General features: G+C 66.7%; 18 protein-coding genes and 1 pseudogene. 7 read left to right on the top strand and 12 right to left on the bottom strand.

Annotated elements, in window-relative coordinates; all coding sequences use genetic code 11:
* Nucleotides 1-5 precede the first annotated feature (5 nt).
* Both mftF and mftE read right to left on the bottom strand, forming a co-directional pair.
* Complete coding sequence (mftF, locus tag GOSPT_RS05525; RefSeq protein ID WP_005203895.1) at nt 6-1454, bottom strand: mycofactocin biosynthesis glycosyltransferase MftF; 1449 nt, start codon at nt 1452-1454, stop codon at nt 6-8.
* Nucleotides 1451-2161, bottom strand: a complete 711-nt coding sequence (mftE, locus tag GOSPT_RS05520) for a mycofactocin biosynthesis peptidyl-dipeptidase MftE (protein WP_039854866.1) — start codon at nt 2159-2161, stop codon at nt 1451-1453. Before mftE ends, mftF begins: the two co-directional genes overlap by 4 nt.
* Nucleotides 2162-2426: 265 nt before the next feature.
* On the opposite strand from mftE, the gene GOSPT_RS05515 reads away from it, so the two are divergent.
* Nucleotides 2427-3578, top strand: a complete 1152-nt coding sequence (locus tag GOSPT_RS05515; protein WP_005203892.1) for a CaiB/BaiF CoA transferase family protein — start codon at nt 2427-2429, stop codon at nt 3576-3578.
* A 52-nt stretch (nt 3579-3630) separates the two neighbouring features.
* Complete coding sequence (locus GOSPT_RS05510; RefSeq protein WP_005203891.1) at nt 3631-4446, top strand: mycofactocin-coupled SDR family oxidoreductase; 816 nt, start codon at nt 3631-3633, stop codon at nt 4444-4446.
* A 556-nt stretch (nt 4447-5002) separates the two neighbouring features.
* Here GOSPT_RS05510 and mftD read toward each other — a convergent pair.
* The 4 genes and pseudogenes from mftD to mftA all read right to left on the bottom strand — a co-directional run.
* Entirely contained in the window at nt 5003-6205 is a 1203-nt protein-coding gene (mftD, locus tag GOSPT_RS05500) for a pre-mycofactocin synthase MftD (RefSeq protein WP_005203889.1), read from the bottom strand.
* A 90-nt stretch (nt 6206-6295) separates the two neighbouring features.
* A complete protein-coding gene (mftC, locus tag GOSPT_RS05495; RefSeq protein WP_005203888.1) occupies nt 6296-7576 on the bottom strand; it encodes a mycofactocin radical SAM maturase in 1281 nt (426 codons plus the stop codon).
* A 129-nt stretch (nt 7577-7705) separates the two neighbouring features.
* The gene (mftB, locus tag GOSPT_RS05490; RefSeq protein WP_005203887.1) at nt 7706-8065 is read right to left on the bottom strand and encodes a mycofactocin biosynthesis chaperone MftB; all 360 of its coding nucleotides are present in this window, start codon (nt 8063-8065) and stop codon (nt 7706-7708) included.
* A pseudogene (mftA, locus tag GOSPT_RS24255) lies at nt 8065-8139 on the bottom strand (mycofactocin precursor MftA); the annotation flags it as partial. The gene mftB and the pseudogene mftA, both read right to left, overlap by 1 nt.
* A gap of 170 nt (nt 8140-8309) precedes the next feature.
* Here mftA and mftR point away from each other — a divergent pair.
* The 5 genes from mftR (at nt 8310) to GOSPT_RS05465 (ending at nt 13285) form a co-directional block, all read left to right on the top strand.
* Nucleotides 8310-8996 (top strand): mycofactocin system transcriptional regulator MftR, encoded by a 687-nt coding sequence (gene mftR / locus GOSPT_RS05485; RefSeq protein ID WP_174273023.1) that lies wholly within the window; start codon nt 8310-8312, stop codon nt 8994-8996.
* 165 nt (nt 8997-9161) lie between these two features.
* Complete coding sequence (locus GOSPT_RS05480; RefSeq protein WP_005203884.1) at nt 9162-10325, top strand: lipase family protein; 1164 nt, start codon at nt 9162-9164, stop codon at nt 10323-10325.
* 158 nt (nt 10326-10483) lie between these two features.
* The gene (locus GOSPT_RS05475) at nt 10484-11539 is read left to right on the top strand and encodes a ferredoxin--NADP reductase (RefSeq protein WP_005203883.1); all 1056 of its coding nucleotides are present in this window, start codon (nt 10484-10486) and stop codon (nt 11537-11539) included.
* A gap of 1 nt (nt 11540) precedes the next feature.
* Complete coding sequence (locus GOSPT_RS05470) at nt 11541-11933, top strand: DoxX family protein (RefSeq protein WP_005203882.1); 393 nt, start codon at nt 11541-11543, stop codon at nt 11931-11933.
* The gene (locus tag GOSPT_RS05465) at nt 11930-13285 is read left to right on the top strand and encodes a chloride channel protein (RefSeq protein WP_005203881.1); all 1356 of its coding nucleotides are present in this window, start codon (nt 11930-11932) and stop codon (nt 13283-13285) included. Before GOSPT_RS05470 ends, GOSPT_RS05465 begins: the two co-directional genes overlap by 4 nt.
* 58 nt (nt 13286-13343) lie before the next feature.
* On the opposite strand, the gene GOSPT_RS05460 is transcribed toward GOSPT_RS05465, so the two are convergent.
* The 6 genes from GOSPT_RS05460 to GOSPT_RS05435 all read right to left on the bottom strand — a co-directional run bounded on the left by GOSPT_RS05460 (nt 13344) and on the right by GOSPT_RS05435 (nt 17819).
* Nucleotides 13344-14072 carry a DNA alkylation repair protein gene (locus GOSPT_RS05460; RefSeq protein ID WP_005203880.1) on the bottom strand — a complete coding sequence of 243 codons (729 nt, stop codon included), beginning with the start codon at nt 14070-14072 and terminating at the stop codon, nt 13344-13346.
* A 30-nt stretch (nt 14073-14102) separates the two neighbouring features.
* Nucleotides 14103-15314 (bottom strand): NAD(P)/FAD-dependent oxidoreductase, encoded by a 1212-nt coding sequence (locus GOSPT_RS05455; protein ID WP_005203879.1) that lies wholly within the window; start codon nt 15312-15314, stop codon nt 14103-14105.
* 84 nt (nt 15315-15398) lie between these two features.
* Nucleotides 15399-15962 (bottom strand): hypothetical protein, encoded by a 564-nt coding sequence (locus GOSPT_RS05450; protein WP_005203878.1) that lies wholly within the window; start codon nt 15960-15962, stop codon nt 15399-15401.
* Entirely contained in the window at nt 15959-16618 is a 660-nt protein-coding gene (locus GOSPT_RS05445) for a hypothetical protein (RefSeq protein WP_005203877.1), read from the bottom strand. Before GOSPT_RS05445 ends, GOSPT_RS05450 begins: the two co-directional genes overlap by 4 nt.
* Complete coding sequence (locus tag GOSPT_RS05440) at nt 16615-17160, bottom strand: hypothetical protein (protein WP_005203876.1); 546 nt, start codon at nt 17158-17160, stop codon at nt 16615-16617. The genes GOSPT_RS05445 and GOSPT_RS05440 overlap by 4 nt, the downstream gene beginning before the upstream one ends.
* A gap of 26 nt (nt 17161-17186) precedes the next feature.
* Nucleotides 17187-17819 carry an Rv1363c family protein gene (locus GOSPT_RS05435; protein ID WP_174273022.1) on the bottom strand — a complete coding sequence of 211 codons (633 nt, stop codon included), beginning with the start codon at nt 17817-17819 and terminating at the stop codon, nt 17187-17189.
* Between the last annotated feature and the right edge of the window lie 49 nt (nt 17820-17868).

Genomic DNA, 17868 nt, shown 5'->3' with positions numbered 1-17868 from the left:
CGCCGCTACGGTGTCAGTACCGGGCGCAACGCCGCGAAGTCGCGGTGCGAGAGCACCCCTTGCCAGAGCCCGGTACCGTACGCGAGATCGTCGAGACGTCGGCACAGCAGGTAGCCGAACGGCCCCATGGTCGGCGCCACCGCGGGTTCCGCGGCGACGGAGCGAATCCATTCCACGACGCCTTCGGCGATCGCGATCTCGATCACGATTCGTCGGAATCTCGGTGAGATCAGCGCCAGCAGCAACGCGACGGGCCAATAGTGGCGACACACCGCGCCCGCGGCCTGCAGTAGTCCGAAGAAGGTTGCCCGCGAGGTCATCTGTGCGGATACCCGCGTGGCCTCCGGCAGTTCGCCCAGTCGTGTGCGGAGCCGATGCCCCACGCGGAGCAGAATCACCATCGCCACCGCGAGACCGATTCTGGTGTGCGTCAACAACGCCGCGACCGCTGCGGCCATCGACATCGACATCACGACCGGAGCCACCGACTCCCCATGCCGCTCGGCGAGGAACGCCGCGCCGGTGCCGTAGAACCGCCGGCGTCCGAGCACGGTGCGCATGCTGGTGCGGTGATCGTGCGCGACAGTCGCGATCGGGTCGTAGCGAATACGCCAGCCGTTCTCGTGCGTCCGCCAGCACAGGTCGACGTCCTCGGCGACGCGTAACGATTCGTCGAATCCATCGAATGCGCTCGCGCGCACCAACATTGCCGCACTCGGCACGTACGCGATCGGAGTTCCTGGGACGACGCCCGCCTCGCTGGGCCCCATGTCAAGTGATGAATGGCCGTTCTCGTAGCGCTCGGCGAGCGACCGCTTGTGGTGCTCGCCTCGCTCGTCGTCGCGGTCGAGCCCGACGATGCGCGGCGCCGCGATTGCCACTGCCGGATCGGAGAAGTGACCGAGCAGCATCATGAGCCAGTCGCTGTGCGGCACCACGTCGGAGTCGACGAAGGCGATGAACTCGGTGTCGGCAGCTGCGGCGCCCGCATTTCGCGCGGCTGCCGGTCCCCGGTTCTCGTCGAAACGCAACACGCGAACCTGCGGACCCTGCGCAACGATGGGAGTGCGCGAACCGTCGTCGACGACGATCACCTTGACACCGCGGGCGGCATTCAGGAGACGGTCGACGCCGGATTGGTTGTCGCGCACCGGAACAACGATCGTGACGTCGTCGGTCGACGGTCCGTGCATGGGGCGGGGATTGGCCATTCCCGCGTCGAGAAGGCGGCGGGCCAGTGTTCGCGTCGGGCCGTCGCACACTTCGATCCGACCGTCGACCGACGTCATCCCCAGCGCGGCGTCGGACAGTCTCATCAGCCGAGTCGGCGAGCCGCCGACGAGGTAGCGCAGATCACCGTGTCGGGCACATCGCAGGTCGATTTGGACCTGGAAGCCGTTCGGCAGGTCGCGACTCGGTGCGGGCACCGGAGGTGCGTCGGTGGGTGCGTTCATCGCAGACGCCCGTTCTCGGCGACGTCCCATTGCTGGATCGCCGCGCCGAGTCGACTCACCAATCGGTCGAGGTGCACAGCGCCGTCGTCGGCAGATGCCGTCGTCGGATCGCCCAGCACGCCGTTGGCGCTGACCGCGGCCACACCCCCGTCACGCATCGCCGGTAGCAGCGTCGCAACGGGTGCGCGATTACCGACGACGACGCTGTCACGACGCACAGCATCGGGCGAAAGGTGAAGCAGCACTGATGTTTCCGTCGTACCCGCGTGCGCATCGGCCCCATCGAACGCGCACGGATACCACGCGACATCGCGGCCCTCGTAGCGGAGCAGACCGATCGCGTCGACCAGCGTCTGCGCGTTGCCACCGTGGCCGTTGACGAAGACGATGCGCTGCGCCCATCGGCATGCGCTGCGTCCGTACTCGACGAGTACGCTGCGCAGCGCGTCATGGCCCAGGGAGATGGTGCCCGGAAATCCTTCGTGCTCGCCGCTCGCTCCGTAGCCGAGAGGCGGTGCGATGAGTGTCGACGTGTCGTCGAGGGTCGCGTGAACACGCGCGACCACGGCACTCGCGATGCGGGTGTCGGTGTCAAGCGGTAGATGCGGCCCGTGTTGTTCGAGCGATCCGACCGCGACCAGCAGCGTCGTCGCAGAGTTCTCCAGTTCCGGCCAAGTGCACGAACTCAAAGTCGCCGGACGCGTCATTTGCTCGACTTTACCGATGTGCAGCGCGCGAAGTAACCGCCGCCGAAAACTTTGTGCACCTATTTCCTCGAAATCGGCGCCGAGGCGTTCTGTGGGCACACGCGACGGCCGAACGATCGGCCCCGGCTCTGCCGAACGATCGCCCCCGGCTCTGCCGAACGATCGCCCCCGGCTCTGCCGAACGATCGCTCGGTATGGCATTCTGGGGCGACGTCGTGACGCTCACCACACCGGTGGGCGCGCCAATTCGAGCGGGAGGAAATCCATGAACGCACCGTCGACGCCCGACGCGGCAGGCGCGCCCAGCGCGGGCGCATCGTCGAAAAGCGTTGGTACAGGTGGTCCGCTGAACGGTGTACGGGTTGTCGAGTTCGCGGGTATCGGTCCCGGCCCCCACGCGGCGATGATGTTGGCCGACCTCGGAGCCGACGTGATCCGCATCCAGCGCCCCGGTCAGCTACCCGATCCGGCGCGCAACGCCGACGCGCTGCTGCGGGGCAGGCGCGTCGTCGAGGCCAACCTCAAGGATCCGGCCGATCGGGAGGAGATCCTGCGGCTCATCGGTAAAGCTGACGTTCTTCTCGAGGGTTTCCGTCCCGGCGTCATGGAGCGACTGGGCTTTGGTCCGTCGGATCTGGAGTCGGTCAATGAGCGACTCGTCTACGGACGCATGACCGGTTGGGGCCAAGACGGTCCGCGCGCGCCGCAGGCCGGCCACGACATCAACTACATCTCACTGACCGGAATGTTGCACGCCATCGGGCGGGAGGGTGAGCGTCCGGTGCCGCCGATGAACCTCGTCGGCGACTTCGGCGGCGGTTCGATGTTTTTGGTGATGGGTGTACTCGCGGCGCTTGTTGAGCGTGCGTCGTCGGGTCGCGGGCAGGTTGTCGACGCCGCGATGGTCGACGGCGCTTCCGTTCTCGGACAGATGATCTGGGCTTTTCGAGGTACGGGTTTGTGGAGCGATGAACGTGGCACCAACATGCTCGACACCGGTGCGCCTTACTACGAGGTCTATGAGACGTCGGACGGCAGGTACATGGCCGTCGGCGCCATCGAGCCGCAGTTCTACGCGGAGATGCTCCGCGGCCTCGGACTGACCGACGCCGACCTGCCCGGGCAGAACGACGTCGCCAACTGGCCGAAGCTGCGGCAGATCTTCACCGAGACGTTCGCGTCGCGTACTCGCGACGAGTGGGCAAAGGTCTTCGACGGAACGGATGCCTGCGTGTCACCGGTGCTCACGTTCGCCGAGGCGCCCGACGATCCCCATATGGCCGCGCGCGCCAACCTCGTGGAGATCGACGGTGTCCGTCAGGCGCAGGTCGCTCCGCGGTTCTCGCGCACCGCGCCGTCGACGCCGCGTGGTCCCGACCGCGAGTCCGTCGACGCCGCTGATGTGTGGACGGACTGAGCTCGACAGATCCGACCACGCGCGATAACTACAACGTGTTACAGTTCTGCCCATGGGACAGTTCGACGGCACAGTCGTCTACATCACGGGTATCGCGCGCGGTCAGGGTCGTAACCACGCCATCCGTTTCGCGCGTGAGGGCGCGTCGATCATCGGGCTCGACATCGCCGACACCGTCGCCGACTACATCACCTATCCGCCGTCGACCGAGGCCGACCTCGCCGAAACCGTACGCCTTGTCGAGGAAGTCGGCGGCAAAATCCTTGCCCGCCAGGGTGATACGCGCGACCTCGCCTTCCAGGAGCAGCTGGTCGCCGACGGCGTCGAGCAGTTCGGCCGGCTCGACCACGTCGTCGCCAACGCGGGCATCCTGTCGTGGGGCTTCACGTGGGAACTGCCGGAGCAACAGTTCGCCGACGTTCTCGACGTCAACGTCACCGGCACGTGGAAGACGTTGCGCGCCACCATCCCGGCACTGCTCGACAACGATGCCGACAACCGATCGATCGTGGTCGTCTCGTCGGTGGCGGGGCTCAAGGCCATGCCGATGCAAGCCGCGTACAGCGCGTCGAAGTATGCACTGACCGGCCTGGCTCAGACCACCGCGAAAGAGTTGGCGCCCAAGAACGTTCGCGTCAACTCTGTGCACCCGTACGCGGTCGACACCCCGATGGGCATCGCCGACACCTCCGCCATGCGGATCTTCGAAATGGGCGAGTACACACGCTATTTCATCTCGATGATGGACCACTTCCCCGTCGCCTCCACCGACGACATCAGCGACGCCGTGCTCTACCTGACCTCACCGTCGGCCCGCGCCGTCACCGGCGCCCAGTTCCAGATCGACATGGGCAACTCCAAGGTCTGAGCTGCGTCGGGCGTGACGACTGTGCGCTCGAGAATGCCGAGTGGGCGCCCGAGAGCGTCCACTGTGCGCTCGAGAATGTCGACTGGGCGCCCGAGAGCGTCCACTGTGCGCTCGAGAATGCCGAGTGGGCGCCCGAGAGCGTCCACTGTGCGCTCCAGACCGTCGACTGGGCGCCCGAGAGCGTCCACTGTGCGCTCGAGAATGTCGAGTGGGCGCCCGAGAGCGGTCCACTGTGCGCTCCAGACCGTCGACTGGGCGCCCGAGAGCGTCCACTGTGCGCTCGAGAATGTTGACTGGGCGCCCGAGAGCGTCGACTGTGCGCCCGAGACCGTCGAGTGTGCACGCCGGTCAGGGCGTCGAAGACACACGCGTTAACGCTGAATGACCTTCCCCCACTTGACGATCCAGCACGCAGGGCCACATCCGGCGCACACTCGACGATCAGAAGCGCACACTCGACGCGACGGAGCGCACAGTCGGCAGCATCAAGCGCACAGTCGACGCGACGCACCGTCGGCGCACAGAAGTGCGCTCGACGGTGCGTCCGCGTGCAAGGTCAGGCGTCGCCGAAGGACCGCTCGAAGCCCGGCTGGATGATCAGGTCGTCGCGCGAGAGTTCGTGAACGCTCTTGTGGCCCAAGCCCATCACGACGCCGTCGAGTCCCATGCGCAGCAGGTCGAGCACATTCTCGACGCCCGCCTGGCCGTTCGCGGCCAGACCCCACAGGTAAGCGCGACCGACCATCACCGCGCGAGCGCCGAGGGCAACGGCCTTGGCGACGTCGCTGCCGCGTCGGATACCGCCGTCGAGCAGCACCTCGATCTGGTCTCCGACGGCGTCGGCGATGCCCGGAAGAAGGCGAATCGTCGCGGGCGTGCCGTCGAGGTTGTTACCACCGTGGTTGGAGACCGACAGCGCTGTGGCGCCGATGTCGACGGCGCGCTTGGCGTCGTCGAGCCTCGTGACGCCCTTGACCATGAACGGTCCGCCCCACTGCTCGCGCAGCCACTGCAGGTCGTCCCAGGTGGGCGGCGGGGTGTTCATCCACTCGCCGTAGGCGCCGAAGAACGTCGGCCCCGGCTGTCCCTTGCCCTTTGAGACGTTCGGCGCGGTCAGGTCGGGGATGATGATCTTGCCGTCCTGAATCCAGTCGAGTGCATAGCGTGGCTTGACCGCGATCTCCGGTGCCAGCCGCAGCAGCGCCTTGAAGTCGACTTTCTCCGGGATCTCGGGGCTTCCCCAGTCGCGACCGATGTTGAACACCCAGTCGGTGGTGACGATGAGCCCCTTGGCGCCAGCCTCCTTCGCGCGCATGGCGCGGGCGAGGATGTCGTCGCGGCTGCCGAGCCAGTAGATCTGGAAGAAGATCTTGTCGTTGACAGCCGTGACCTCTTCGATCGGGTGAGATGCGAAGCTACTCAACCCCATTGCGGTTCCACGGGCCGCGGCTGCCCGGGCCACCGCGACCTCGCCGTCGGGATCGACGGCCTGCACGCCCGTCGGGGAGATCATCACCGGGAACGAGAGTTCCTGACCCATGACGGTGGTCGCCAACTCACGATCGGGTTGGGCGCCGACAACATGTGGCGTGTACTCGATCTCGTCGAATGCAGCGACGTTGTCGTGGGTGGTGTGCCCACCCTGCGTTCCCGCTATCAACGACGAGTAGACCGACTTCGGCAAGCGCTTCTTTGCTCGACGCTGCGCCTCTTGGACCGTCTCGAACCAGGGGTTGCGCGCCCAGGGATTGCTGACCATGGTTGTGTTCCTACCTATTTCATCATGCCGCGGGCACGTTCGGATGAGCCCGGTGTCGGACCGAGCGGGATGCGTGCTCGTGCTGGGTTGTTACAGCGAGAAGCCCGCGAGCGGGTTCTCGTCGCAGTTCTTCGACGGCGGGCCACCGACCGGCGCCAAGTCGCCGTCGGGCCTGCGAGTCATCAGGGTCAGGGGTGTCCCGCGCGAATGATCTTTGTTCGCAGTGGGTTTGGATCGCTCGCCGGCGAGCAGCTCCTCACCGAAACCCTGCACACATTCGGGATCGGGTCCCGCGAGCGGCAGACCCGTGAAGAACTTGGCCGCCATGCAGCCGCCGCGACAGGCGTCGAAGTGCGCGCACTTCGTGCAGGCGCCGGCGTTCTGCGGCTCGCGTAGTTCGGTGAAGAGGTCGGAGTTCTGCCAGATCTCCTTGAACCCGCCGTCGGAGACGATGTTGCCCGCGAGGAAGTTCTCGTGAATCGCGAAGGGACACGCGTAGACGTCGCCGACAGGATCGATCAGGCAGACCACGCGTCCGGCGCCGCACAGATTCAGGCCGGGCAGACCCCCGCCGCTGCCCGATCCGAATGCCGACAGATGGAAGAACGAGTCGCCGGTGAGCACGTTCTCACCATGTGCCACAAGCCATTCGTAGAGCTCGCGCTGCTGAGACGGCAGCGGGTGCAGGTCATCCCAGACGTCGGCGCCGCGACCCGACGGACGCAGCCGCGTGATGCGCAGCGTGGCGCCATAGCGATCGGCGAGCGCCTTGAACTCGTCGAGTTGCGCGACATTCTGCCGCGTCATCACGACGCTGATCTTGGCGTCGCGGAAGCCCGCATCGGACAGATTCTCGAGCGCCCGTACCGCCATGTCGAAGGAGCCCGGTCCGCGGACTGCGTCGTTGACCTCTGCAGTGGCACCGTCGAGCGAGATCTGCACGTCGACGTAGTCCGACGCCGCCAGCCGCTGTGCGACCGCCTTGTCGATACGTAAACCGTTGGTAGAGAACTTGACTCCCACCTGATGACTGGTGGCGTAGTCGACGAGTTCCCAGAAGTCCGGTCGCACAGTCGGTTCGCCGCCGCCGATGTTGACGTAGAACACCTGCATGCGCTGCAACTCGTCGATGATCGCTTTGCACTGCTCGGTGGAGAGTTCGCGGGGATCGCGTTTGCCCGACGACGAGAGGCAGTGCACGCACGCGAGGTTGCACGCGTAGGTGAGTTCCCAGGTGAGACAGATCGGGGCGTCGAGGCCTTTCTCGAACTGGTCGACGAGCCTGCCGACCTTCGGCGGACGGGCCGACGTCGCGATCGCGGAGGTCGCAGCGAGTTCAGTTGCGCTGGGCGGCAACTCGAGTGTGGTCATGGTGACTCCTTGAAGCATGCGTGGACGAGCAGGCACGAAGAGGGCTGGTCTTCTGCGGTCTGAAGTTCAGGCGACGCCCGAAAAGATCAGCGCCGGAAAGCTCATCGCCAAAACGTCAGCGGCGACAGATCATTTCCGACGACAAATCATTTCCGACGACGCGAGCGCGGCGAGGGCCTGGAGGTAGAGCGGTCGCGAAGCGCTGTCGATGCCCGCGGCGTGCAGCGCGTCGTCGGCGCTGTCGTGATCGCGCAGGGACTCGACTATGCCGACCACCGCGAGGTTCTTGAGGAACGAGAGCTTGCGGGTTCCGAAGTGATAGAGCAGCGCACCGAACGGCTCGGGCCGCAGCGCCACCTTCGGATTGAGCTGCCACGCCTGCGTCGAATCGAACGCGTGCAACGTCGGCGCCGACTCTGCGTGCGGTACCGGATCACCGGTGGCCGCGTCGCGACCCCCGGTGACCGGAAGGGATGTCGGTGCGGACATCAGTAGACCCCGCACATCCCGTCGATCGACACCTCTTCGACGAGCGACTCGCCCACGAGTTCGGCGTCGACATCCGCCGGAACGCCGGTGGTTGCCGCAACATCCTGTGCAGACTTGGCTGACTGATCTGCCATGATCTAGACCTCCTTGTGTTGGTGAAGTGAAGTGGATCACGCCACACTATAATGGCACCGGGTGCAGGAAAACACCTGAAAGCGAAAACTATCCGGATGGACAGGTGAGGATGAACCCTTCGGACCCCACGCCGATCCGTGCAGTGACACCGGACGGCAGAGCCGCGGCGACACCGGACGGCGCGGCCGCAGCGCCCTCGGGCGGCAGAGCCGCAGCGACACCGGGGCGCAGGCCCATCACGACGCGCGACGAGATCAGCACCATCGCGATCGACATGTTCACCGAGTCGGGCTTCGAGAACACCAGCGTCGACGACATCGCCGACGCCGCGGGCATCGCGAGGCGCACACTGTTCCGCTACTACCCGTCGAAGAACGCGATCTGTTGGGGCGACTTCGACGCACATCTCGACGACATGCGCACGCTGCTCGCCGCTATCCCCGCGGATCTCCCGATCGCCGCGGCCCTGACCGACGCTCTGGTGTCGTTCAACGCCGTCGACGACGACTACCTCGAACACCACCGTCGTCGAATGTCACTTCTGCTGGGAGTACCTGCGCTGCAGGCATACTCGATGCTGATGTACGCGGAGTGGCGTCGTGTGGTTGCCGAATTCTGTGCGCGCAGACTGGGACTCGACGTCGACGAGCACGTGCCGCAGACCATCGGCTGGATGTGCCTGGGCACCACCCTCGCCGCGTACGAGCAGTGGCTCGCACACCCCGACTCCGACCTGACCGCGCTGATCGTGTCGGGCTGCGCGACTCTCGCCGACGGCCTGGGCGCCCTGCACTGAACGGCCCTGCACCCGATCCCGGCCCGACCCCTGCGCAAATACACGTGTTTCTGACAGACGCGAGCAAAGCTTCGCGTGCATCTGTCAGAAACACGTGTTTCTTCGGCGCCGGCCCCGTATTCTGCGCTGGCCTAACAATTCACAGTTCTTCCGGAGGTCGCAGTCGTGAGAGTCGCCGTATCCACCAGAGCGGCACTCGCCGCGGCCGCCGCTACGCTGAGCCTGGCGTTGACGGCGCCGCTCGCCGACGCCGCTCCCCCTGCTCAAGCTCCCACTGCACGCGCCGCGACCGAATCCGGTACCGCCGGAACGGTTATCGACACGCAAGCGCGGCCCGACGGTTGGCGCGGCGCCGCCCACGGCCTCGCGATCGACTACTGGACGCGCGGAGCAGACGGCAAGCCGGTGCCTGCGAGCGGCGGCCTCCTACTCCCCGCAGGCAAGGCGCCGGCCGGAGGCTGGCCCGTCGTCGCCTATACCCACGGCACCTCCGGTTACGGACCGGGCTGCGGCGGCCAGAGTGGCCCGGACGCGAAGGCGGACAGGTTCACCTCTCGGTTGTTGGCGTCCGGCTACGCGGTCGTCGCGCCCGACTACGTCGGCCTCGGCCGCTTTCACACCGGCGTGCACCCCTACCTGAACAACGACTCCGAGGGCGCGGCAACCATCGACCTCCTGCACGCGGCACGCAGTGTCGAACCAAGTCTTGCCAAGAAGTGGGTGGTAGCTGGTCCGTCGCAGGGTGGGCAGGCCGCGCTGGCCACCGCGCACATGCAGAGCCGTTACGGCGCGCCAACCGATTTCCGCGGTGCCATCGCTGTCGACCCCGAATCCGACGTCGAGAAGGTGATGGCCTTCCTCGGGCCGTACGTCCCGCCGGCGCCTGCCGTGCTGGAGAAGGCCTACGGCTACCTGCTCGCCGTCCTTGCGGGCAATCGCGTCGCCGACCCGGCCGTCGACGTCAACAGCTATCTGTCGCCGTACGGACGCAGCCTCGTCGACAAGGTCGGTGACGGCTGCCCAGCCCCGACGGTTCCGGCGGGAACCGCGTTCGGCAGCCTGCTCGCCAAGCCGCTCGGTTCGCCGGAACTGCGTGCATCTCTCGACCGGTACATGTCGGTGCCGACGTCGGGCTACACCAGGCCGACGCTGCTGCTTTTCAACGCACTCGACCTCACGGTTCCCTCGCCGCTGCATGCCAAGCTCGAAGCCGACTTCGTCGCCAACGGTGTCGACCACCGGACCGTCCTCGGGACCGGGAGCCACACCGAGATGAACGCAGCACAGTGGGCGGCGTGGGACGACTTCCTGCGGACGGCACTCGCCTAGTTCTTGCCAGACTGTCGCTCCCCGACGGTCCTGCCCCGACAAGCCCACAGTCCAGCCGTTACCCTGGGCCGATCGGCTACGCTAGGCTGAACTAGAACATGTTCTCGTTTTGGCCGAACCCGGCTGCGAGAACGACAGTACGCAGGAGACTCCGCGAGATGGCAGAACTGACCCCGCACGGATCACGCAGTGTGATCCTGACCGTGGCCGAGGTGATCGACGAGACCGCCGATGCGCGTTCGATCGTGTTCGAGATCCCCGACGAACACAAGGACGCGTTCACCGACTACAAGCCGGGCCAGTTCCTCACACTTCGCATCCCCAGCGAGCAGACCGGCTCGGTGGCGCGTTGCTATTCACTGGCCTCCTCGCCAGCGACCGACGCGCTACCCAAGGTGACGGTGAAGCGCACCGTCGACGGCTACGGCTCGAACTGGGTGTGCGACAACCTCGCCGCAGGCACGCAGATCGAGGTACTCCCACCGTCGGGGGTGTTCACTCCACGCACTCTCGACGACCCGCTACTCCTCATCGCCGCGGGCAGCGGCGTCACTCCGGTGATGTCGATCCTCAAGACCGCCCTCGCGTCGTCGACGGTCCCCGTGGTCTTCTTCTATGCCAACCGCAGCGTCGACGACGTCATCTTCTCGACGGAACTCGACGAACTGCTCCGCGCCAACGCGGATCGGCTGACCGTCGTCCACTGGCTCGAGACCGACAGGGGTCTGCCCACCGACGCCGCGCTCGCCGAGATCTTCTCTCCCTACGTCGGGCACACCGCGTACATGTGTGGCCCCGGCCCGTTCATGGACGCGGTGCACCGCGCCCTCGACACCGCCGGATTCGCACACCACGACGTTCACACCGAGGTGTACAACTCACTGGCAGGCGACCCCTTCGCCGACCATGAGCTCGCCGAGGTCTCCGCCGACGAACAGGCCGCAGCGGCCACCGTCGAGGTCGAACTCGACGGCGAGACACACGAACTCACCTGGCCACGGAGCCGATCGCTCATCGACATCATGCTCGACGCCGGGCTCGACGCCCCGTACTCCTGTCAGGAGGGCGAATGTGGTTCGTGCGCCTGCACATTGACCGAGGGTAGCGTCGAGATGGACAACGACGGCGCGCTCGACCCCGAAGACATCGAGGACGGCTACATCCTGGGTTGTCAGGCACACCCCACATCCGACCGACTGCGAATCGAGTTCTGACATGGCGCCAGACGTCCCCTCCAACCGTCTGGCGCGCGTGCTCGGCGGCATGCTGCTCGGAATGGGCGCATTGCACTTCGCCGTACCGAAACCCTTCGACGAGATCGTGCCGCCCGAGATCGCCGGAGCGCTCGGCACCGATGCCCGCACACTGACCTACGCATCGGGCGTCGCCGAGGTCGGCATCGGCGCCGGATTGCTTGTGCCGCAGACCCGTCGACTCGCCGCGGGATCGGCTGCCGCACTCTTCGTCGCGGTCTATCCGGCCAACATCAACATGGTCCGCATGTGGTGGCACAAGCCAACGGTGTACAAGGCGATCGCGATAGGCCGACTCCCCCTTCAGATTCCGCTCATCGCAGCGGCCGTAAAAGTCTTCCGCCACTCGAAGTGACCACCGACGACCACAGCTTTCACCGCATCGACGACGACCGCCTCGACGCACGAGCGCTGGTTCTGCTGACTCTCGTCGCGGCGGCGGCGGGTGTGGTCGCGGGTTTCGTCGGCGGGGCGTTCCGCTGGCTGCTCACCCGACTCGACGCCTGGCGGGTCGACGTCGTCGACTGGTCTGATCACCACGGTCCCGTGGGTTGGCTTATCCCGCTGGCCATCTCAGCGACGGCTGCGGCCGCCGCGACGTGGATCGCGATCAAGGTGCCACGCGCAGCGGGCAGCGGAATCCAACATGTGGAGGCCGTCGAACGTGGACAGGCCGAGCCACCGTCGTTGATGGTTGTGCCTGCGCGCTTCGTCGGAGGACTGCTGTCGATCGGCGTCGGCGGTCTCGTGCTCGGTCGCGAAGGCCCGACGGTGCACATGGCCGCCGCGATCGGTGCTGCAGCAGGGCGATGGTGTCGGGCGAGCAAGGACGAGATCCGTGGCCTGCAGACAGTTCTGTCCGGCGCCGGGTTCGCCGTGGCGTTCAACGCTCCGATCGGCGGAGCGATGTTCGTCTTCGAGGAGGTCGCCAAGAAGGTTCGCATCCGAGAGGTCGTGTGGACGCTTGCAGCGGTCGCGACAGCGGTCACGTGCTCGCGCGTCGTCCTCGGTGACATGCCCGACTTCAAGGTCTCGAACGTAGCCGCCCCGGCTCTGGGTACGTTGCCGCTCTTCATGGTCTTCGGCGTCCTCGTCGGACTTCTCGGTGTCGGCTACAACTGGCTGATCAGAGCGTGCCTGTCGTGGTTTGAAGCGCTGCACCGCATTCCGGCGATGGTGAAGGCCGCGATGATCGGCGCACTCATCGGCGCCCTGCTGCTGATCTCACCCGACCTGGCAGGTGGCGGCGATTCACTGACCCAAAGCATTCTCGACGGTCACCGCATCGCGATCATGTCACTTGTCGGATTTCTGGTCATCCGGTTCATCGCGGGACCGCTCTCCTACTCGGCAGGCACACCAGGAGGACTCTTCGCGCCGATGCTCGCGCTCGGCGCACTGTCCGGACTTCTCTTCGCCTGGTTCGTCAACCTCTTCTCGTCGACGCTCGCCACCCAGCTCGCATTACCCCTGGTACTGGTCGGCATGTCGAGCCTGTTCGCCTCCGTCGTCAGGGCTCCGTTGACCGGGATCATCCTGGTGATCGAGATGACGACAGTCACCAGCGCCGCCGTCCCGATGCTCGCTGCAGGCGCAGGCGCCGTCGTGATCGCCTCACTCCTCCGCAGCCCAGCGATCTACGACGACCTCCGTGAACGCATGCTGCGCGCCGACAAAGCGGCCGAGCACCCACCCTCAGCGCAGTAGCAAAAGTGAGCTCAGCCCAGGAGCCGCCTGTGCGCTCAGCGCAGCAGCAACAGTGCGCTCAGCGCAGTGACCGGTAGTGTGCCCGAGCCTCTGGATCGAGGTGTTCAACGGCGTATCCCAGTGCGGTACGGCCCATGTGGGCGGCGTGGTCGTCGAGATAGGACGTGAGTGCTGTGGCGTCGACGCGCTTGCCCGTCTCGCGCAGCATCCACCCGAATGCCTTCTGGATCAGCGGTCGGCGGTCGTCGATCACCAGCGGCGCGACCGCCGCCAACGCCTGTGCGTCGGCGTGTTTGATCCAGGCGAAGGTCCCGATGATGCCGATCCGCTTCTCCCACAGATCATCTCGCGCAGCAAAATCCACCAGCACATCGACATCGCCGCGCTGCCAGGACCATTCACCGAGTATCGGGTCCGCGGACGAGTCGACGAGGTCCCAGTTGTTCACCGCCCCCGCTGCCACCGCCGCAAGGTAGTCCGCGACCCACAGGTCGGCCTCCGCGGCATCTGCACGGTCGAATCCGTCACGCGCGCAGAACAATCCGGCCAGTCGCACCTCGTGGTAGCGCGAGGTGAACAGAGTACGGACCTCGCCGCGACTGATACCGCGGAACCGCTTCGCGATCGCGCGCAGTTGGGGCACGCGGACACCGAGGAACTCGTCGCCGCCGCCGTAGCCACCCGGATGCGCCTGAAAGTACGACGCCATCGACGTGGCGCGCTCCGGATCGGCCAGTGCGTCGACCGCGGCGATCACGTCCTCGGCGGACCCTCCCGCATCAGCCATCCGCACCTCCCAATGCTTCGACGGCATGCCTCATGCGTCGGGCACCAGCTCCGAGATCGGCGTCGGTGTCAGCAGTTTCGGACGTGTCTTCATCACGGCGCCGACCTTGCCCGCGCCGACGACCGCGGTGAGTATTCCGCCCCTGCTGTAGTAGGCGAGGAACTTCTTGCCGTCGTCGGAGACGACGTGGACGTCGTCGTCTGCCCGTGGATCGCCGAGCACCTGGATCTTGACGTCGAACTGATCGCTCCAGAAGTACGGCACGGCGGCCGTCGCGCCTTCTCCGCCGGTGATGTCGGCGGCCACGACCGCAGCCTGCTCGACCGTGTGGTTCCAGTGCTCGACGCGGCGTGGATCGCCCGCGTCGTCGAGCCAGTTGGCGACGTCGCCGACGGCGTAGACGCCCGGCACAGACGTGCGTCCCTGTGCGTCGCAAGCGATTCCGCCGCCGACCTCGCGGGGCGCGAGCTCGATGTTCGACCCGTCGAGGTAATCGGTCACCGGTGTGGATCCGATCCCGGCGACGACGAGGTCGGCGGGCAGGACCGACCCGTCGTCGAGCGTGATCTCGCGGACTGCGCCGCCCTCGCCCGCCACGATCTCGGCGACGCCGACGCCTGTACGCACCGTGACCCCGTTGGCCTCGTGCATCCGCGTGACGAGCGCTCCGATCCGTGGCCCCAGCGCGAGCGCGAGCGGTGTGGGTGCCGGCTCGACGATAGTGACGTCGATGCCTTGCGACGAGAGACTCGCCGCCACCTCGCAGCCGATGAATCCGGCGCCGATCACCACCGCGTTCTGAGCCGCATCGATGGCCGATCGCACCGCGAGAGCATCCGCGAACGTACGCAGGGTGTGCACACCCGATATCGCGTCGGTGCCCGGGAACGCACGAGGCGCCAGACCCGTCGCCAGCACCAACGTGTCGTATTCGACGACGCTGCACTCGCCCGCCTCGTCGACCACGGACACCGTCTTCGCGTCGGTTTCGACGGAGCCGACGGTGGTACCGAGACGCAGCGTGATATCCGAATCGGTATAGAAGGCAGCCGGTTTGAGGTCGACGCGGTCGTCCTTGCCCAGCAGCACCGACTTTGACAGCGGCGGACGATCATACGGCGGATGCGGTTCGGCACCGATCAGCGTGATCGGCTTGTCGTACCCATCGGCGCGGAGGTTTTCGGCCACGCGGATCGCTCCGAGCCCCGCCCCGACGATCACGACACCCGATGTTGCGCTCATGAGATCCTCTCGTTCGGCACGATCACACTCCCCGATAGGCGGCCGTCGGCGAATGATGCCTCGCGTCCAAGCGATGCCTCTCCATCAGCGCGTGATGTCCCCGACGGGTGTGAGGTCGGCCAGTAACCAGTTCCCGTCGACACTACGCATGTGCGCCCACCGAGCAATAGGGGTTCTGGTCGGCGAATTCTCGTCGCTCGAGCCTGCCGAGTTCCCGAGCGTCTCGTCGACGAAGACCAGGACGCGCGCAGCCGACGTGGTGTATGACGCAACACCTGCGTCGAGGACGTCGGCCCCGACGGTCAGTCGGCCCGCAACCGCGCCGGGCAATACGGCGTCGGGACCATGGAGTGCGTAGCGGGTTGCGAGCGGATCGGTCAGCCCGGCGGCCACCGTGTCTCGTTGCTTGTCCGACGCATTCGGCGCCACACGCAACGTCTGTTCGACGATCCGTTCGGTGGCCGTCAGCAGCGCCGAGCGCGCCGCATCATCCGGTGATGGTCTGTCGGTGTACGCACGGGTCCACGACACCGCCGCGACAACCAACGCCACGACGACGATCAGCGACGCCGCGAGTAGCGCTCTGCGCGCACGACGCGGCAGCCTGTGATGGGCGACGAGCGGTCTCGTGCCGGCACCAGCGCTCATTTCACCACCACCTCGGCGGTCTTCCACGTCCTGCCGACGCGTTCAAGCAACAGGCGCACCGTGAGCACATCGGTGTCCGGGTCTGCGCCCAGCAGAGCTGGATCGGAGGCCTGCGTGGTGACGAGCGCGTCGGCACGCGCCCCGTCCGACGTCGACGTCGGGTCGCTGATCAGTCCGGCCGCGATCACCCGACCCGACATCCCGTTCTCCGCGGAGGAGACCGCGGCGATGAGTGCGTCACGTGCCTTGCTGAGCCGATCATGCTCTGCGCCAGTACTGTTCGCGATGATCCGGTCTGCGTATCCGGTCGCGTCCTTCGGCGTCGCGGTGAGCATCGCCGTCACCGCATCGCGTGCTGCGGTCAGCGCGGCATGTTGCCCGGCTGCGCGTTCATCCTGCCTGTGATCGACCACGGCGAGCACTGTGATCGCCACCAGCCCGCAGACGACAAGGGCTGCGGCACAGGATAATCCGATACGCAGCGAGCGAGACCGGCGTCGGGCACGCGCGCGTAGCGCATCTGCCGCGTCGATCCGCCCGCGTCGCGCCGTCCGAGTGGCCTCGTCGACCCGAGCGGCAGCCGCCAGAACACGCTCGTTCTCCGACGATCCCGACTCGTCCGATCTCGCCTTCTCGGACTTCCCGATGTCACTCACGCGAGCACCTCGACTCCGGTCACGAGCCAGCGACCGTCGATCTCGGTGAATGATGCACTCACCGTTCGCTTCTCGGTGACCGGAGCGGCGTCTGCACGAGTCGTGGTGACCGTCGCGGTCATCAGCACCGTTCCGCTGTCTGTCTGCGCATTGGACACCGCGACGTCGCCGGGTCGCCATTCGACAGCCGTAACACCGCCGTCGGGTGCGCGACCGAGTTGCGCGGCAAAGCCTTCCGCGAAGTCGCCCGCGACGAGACTGCGGGCGCGGGCGCGATCGGTCTGCCACGTCGCCGAGTGCACGGTGAAGACCGCGGCGACCGTCGCCCCCGCCTGCTCACGCAGCTCGGTGCGGGCCTGCTCGACAGCACCGTTGCGTGCCACCGCACGCGACGCCACCACGACGCCCGCCGCCACCGCGGCGAGGAGGAGCGCGGCGCACAGCAGTAGGGCGACGGCACGGCGGGTTCCGATGATCCGGGTTCCGATGATCCGTTGTCGGCGAGCCTTACTCGTGAGCTCCCGAGAATCTGCTGGGCTCATGTCCCCAGCACTCATTTTCTCAGCACTCATGGCAGGTACTTGACGGCGCTCACTTTGAGCGCCCCGTCGTCGGGCACGACCAGCATCGTCAACCGGAACTCGCGCACCGGCGTCTGCTGCTGACCGCGATAGCTGACTGCAGCCGCGACGAGGACCGTCGCGTCGTCGCCGGAGCGCGCCGAGACCCCCGACGCGTCGACCGTCGCATCTCCGACGGTTCCGGTGCGTCGCACGTACTCGGTGTAGCTGCTCGCCGATTGGGCGAATTCGTCGTGGAATCCGCCCGTGGCCCGGTCGAGGATGCGCCGTGCACGGGCGGGGTCTGCAGGATCGGCCGACAGCAGCAGCGACGCCACCTCGGTGGCGGTGTGCCGATAGTCGTCGTCGGTGTAGGCATGCGCCGCCCGCACCCACGCGGCCACTCCGACGCCCGCCGCGACGACGGCACCGATCACCACCAGCCCGACGAGCACCCACCAGATCCGACGCACGCCGGGCCGTATTCCTGCGTCGACCTCGGCGTCGAGCAGGTCATCGAGGGCGCTGCGCAATTCCGCCCGCGCACCGCGCTCGTTCTCGAGGAGCGTCCGATCGCTCGCCACGGACCCGTCGACGGACACACCTCCCGTCGACGAACCCGAACCTGCGCGCCGCATCATGACGCACGCCCTCCCTGTCTTGTACTGCGCGTAAGGAGCCACGCCACCG

The organism is Gordonia sputi NBRC 100414 (assembly GCF_000248055.1).
GTDB classification, from domain to species: Bacteria; Actinomycetota; Actinomycetes; order Mycobacteriales; family Mycobacteriaceae; genus Gordonia; species Gordonia sputi.
This window is presented reverse-complemented; position numbering and strand designations above follow the sequence as displayed.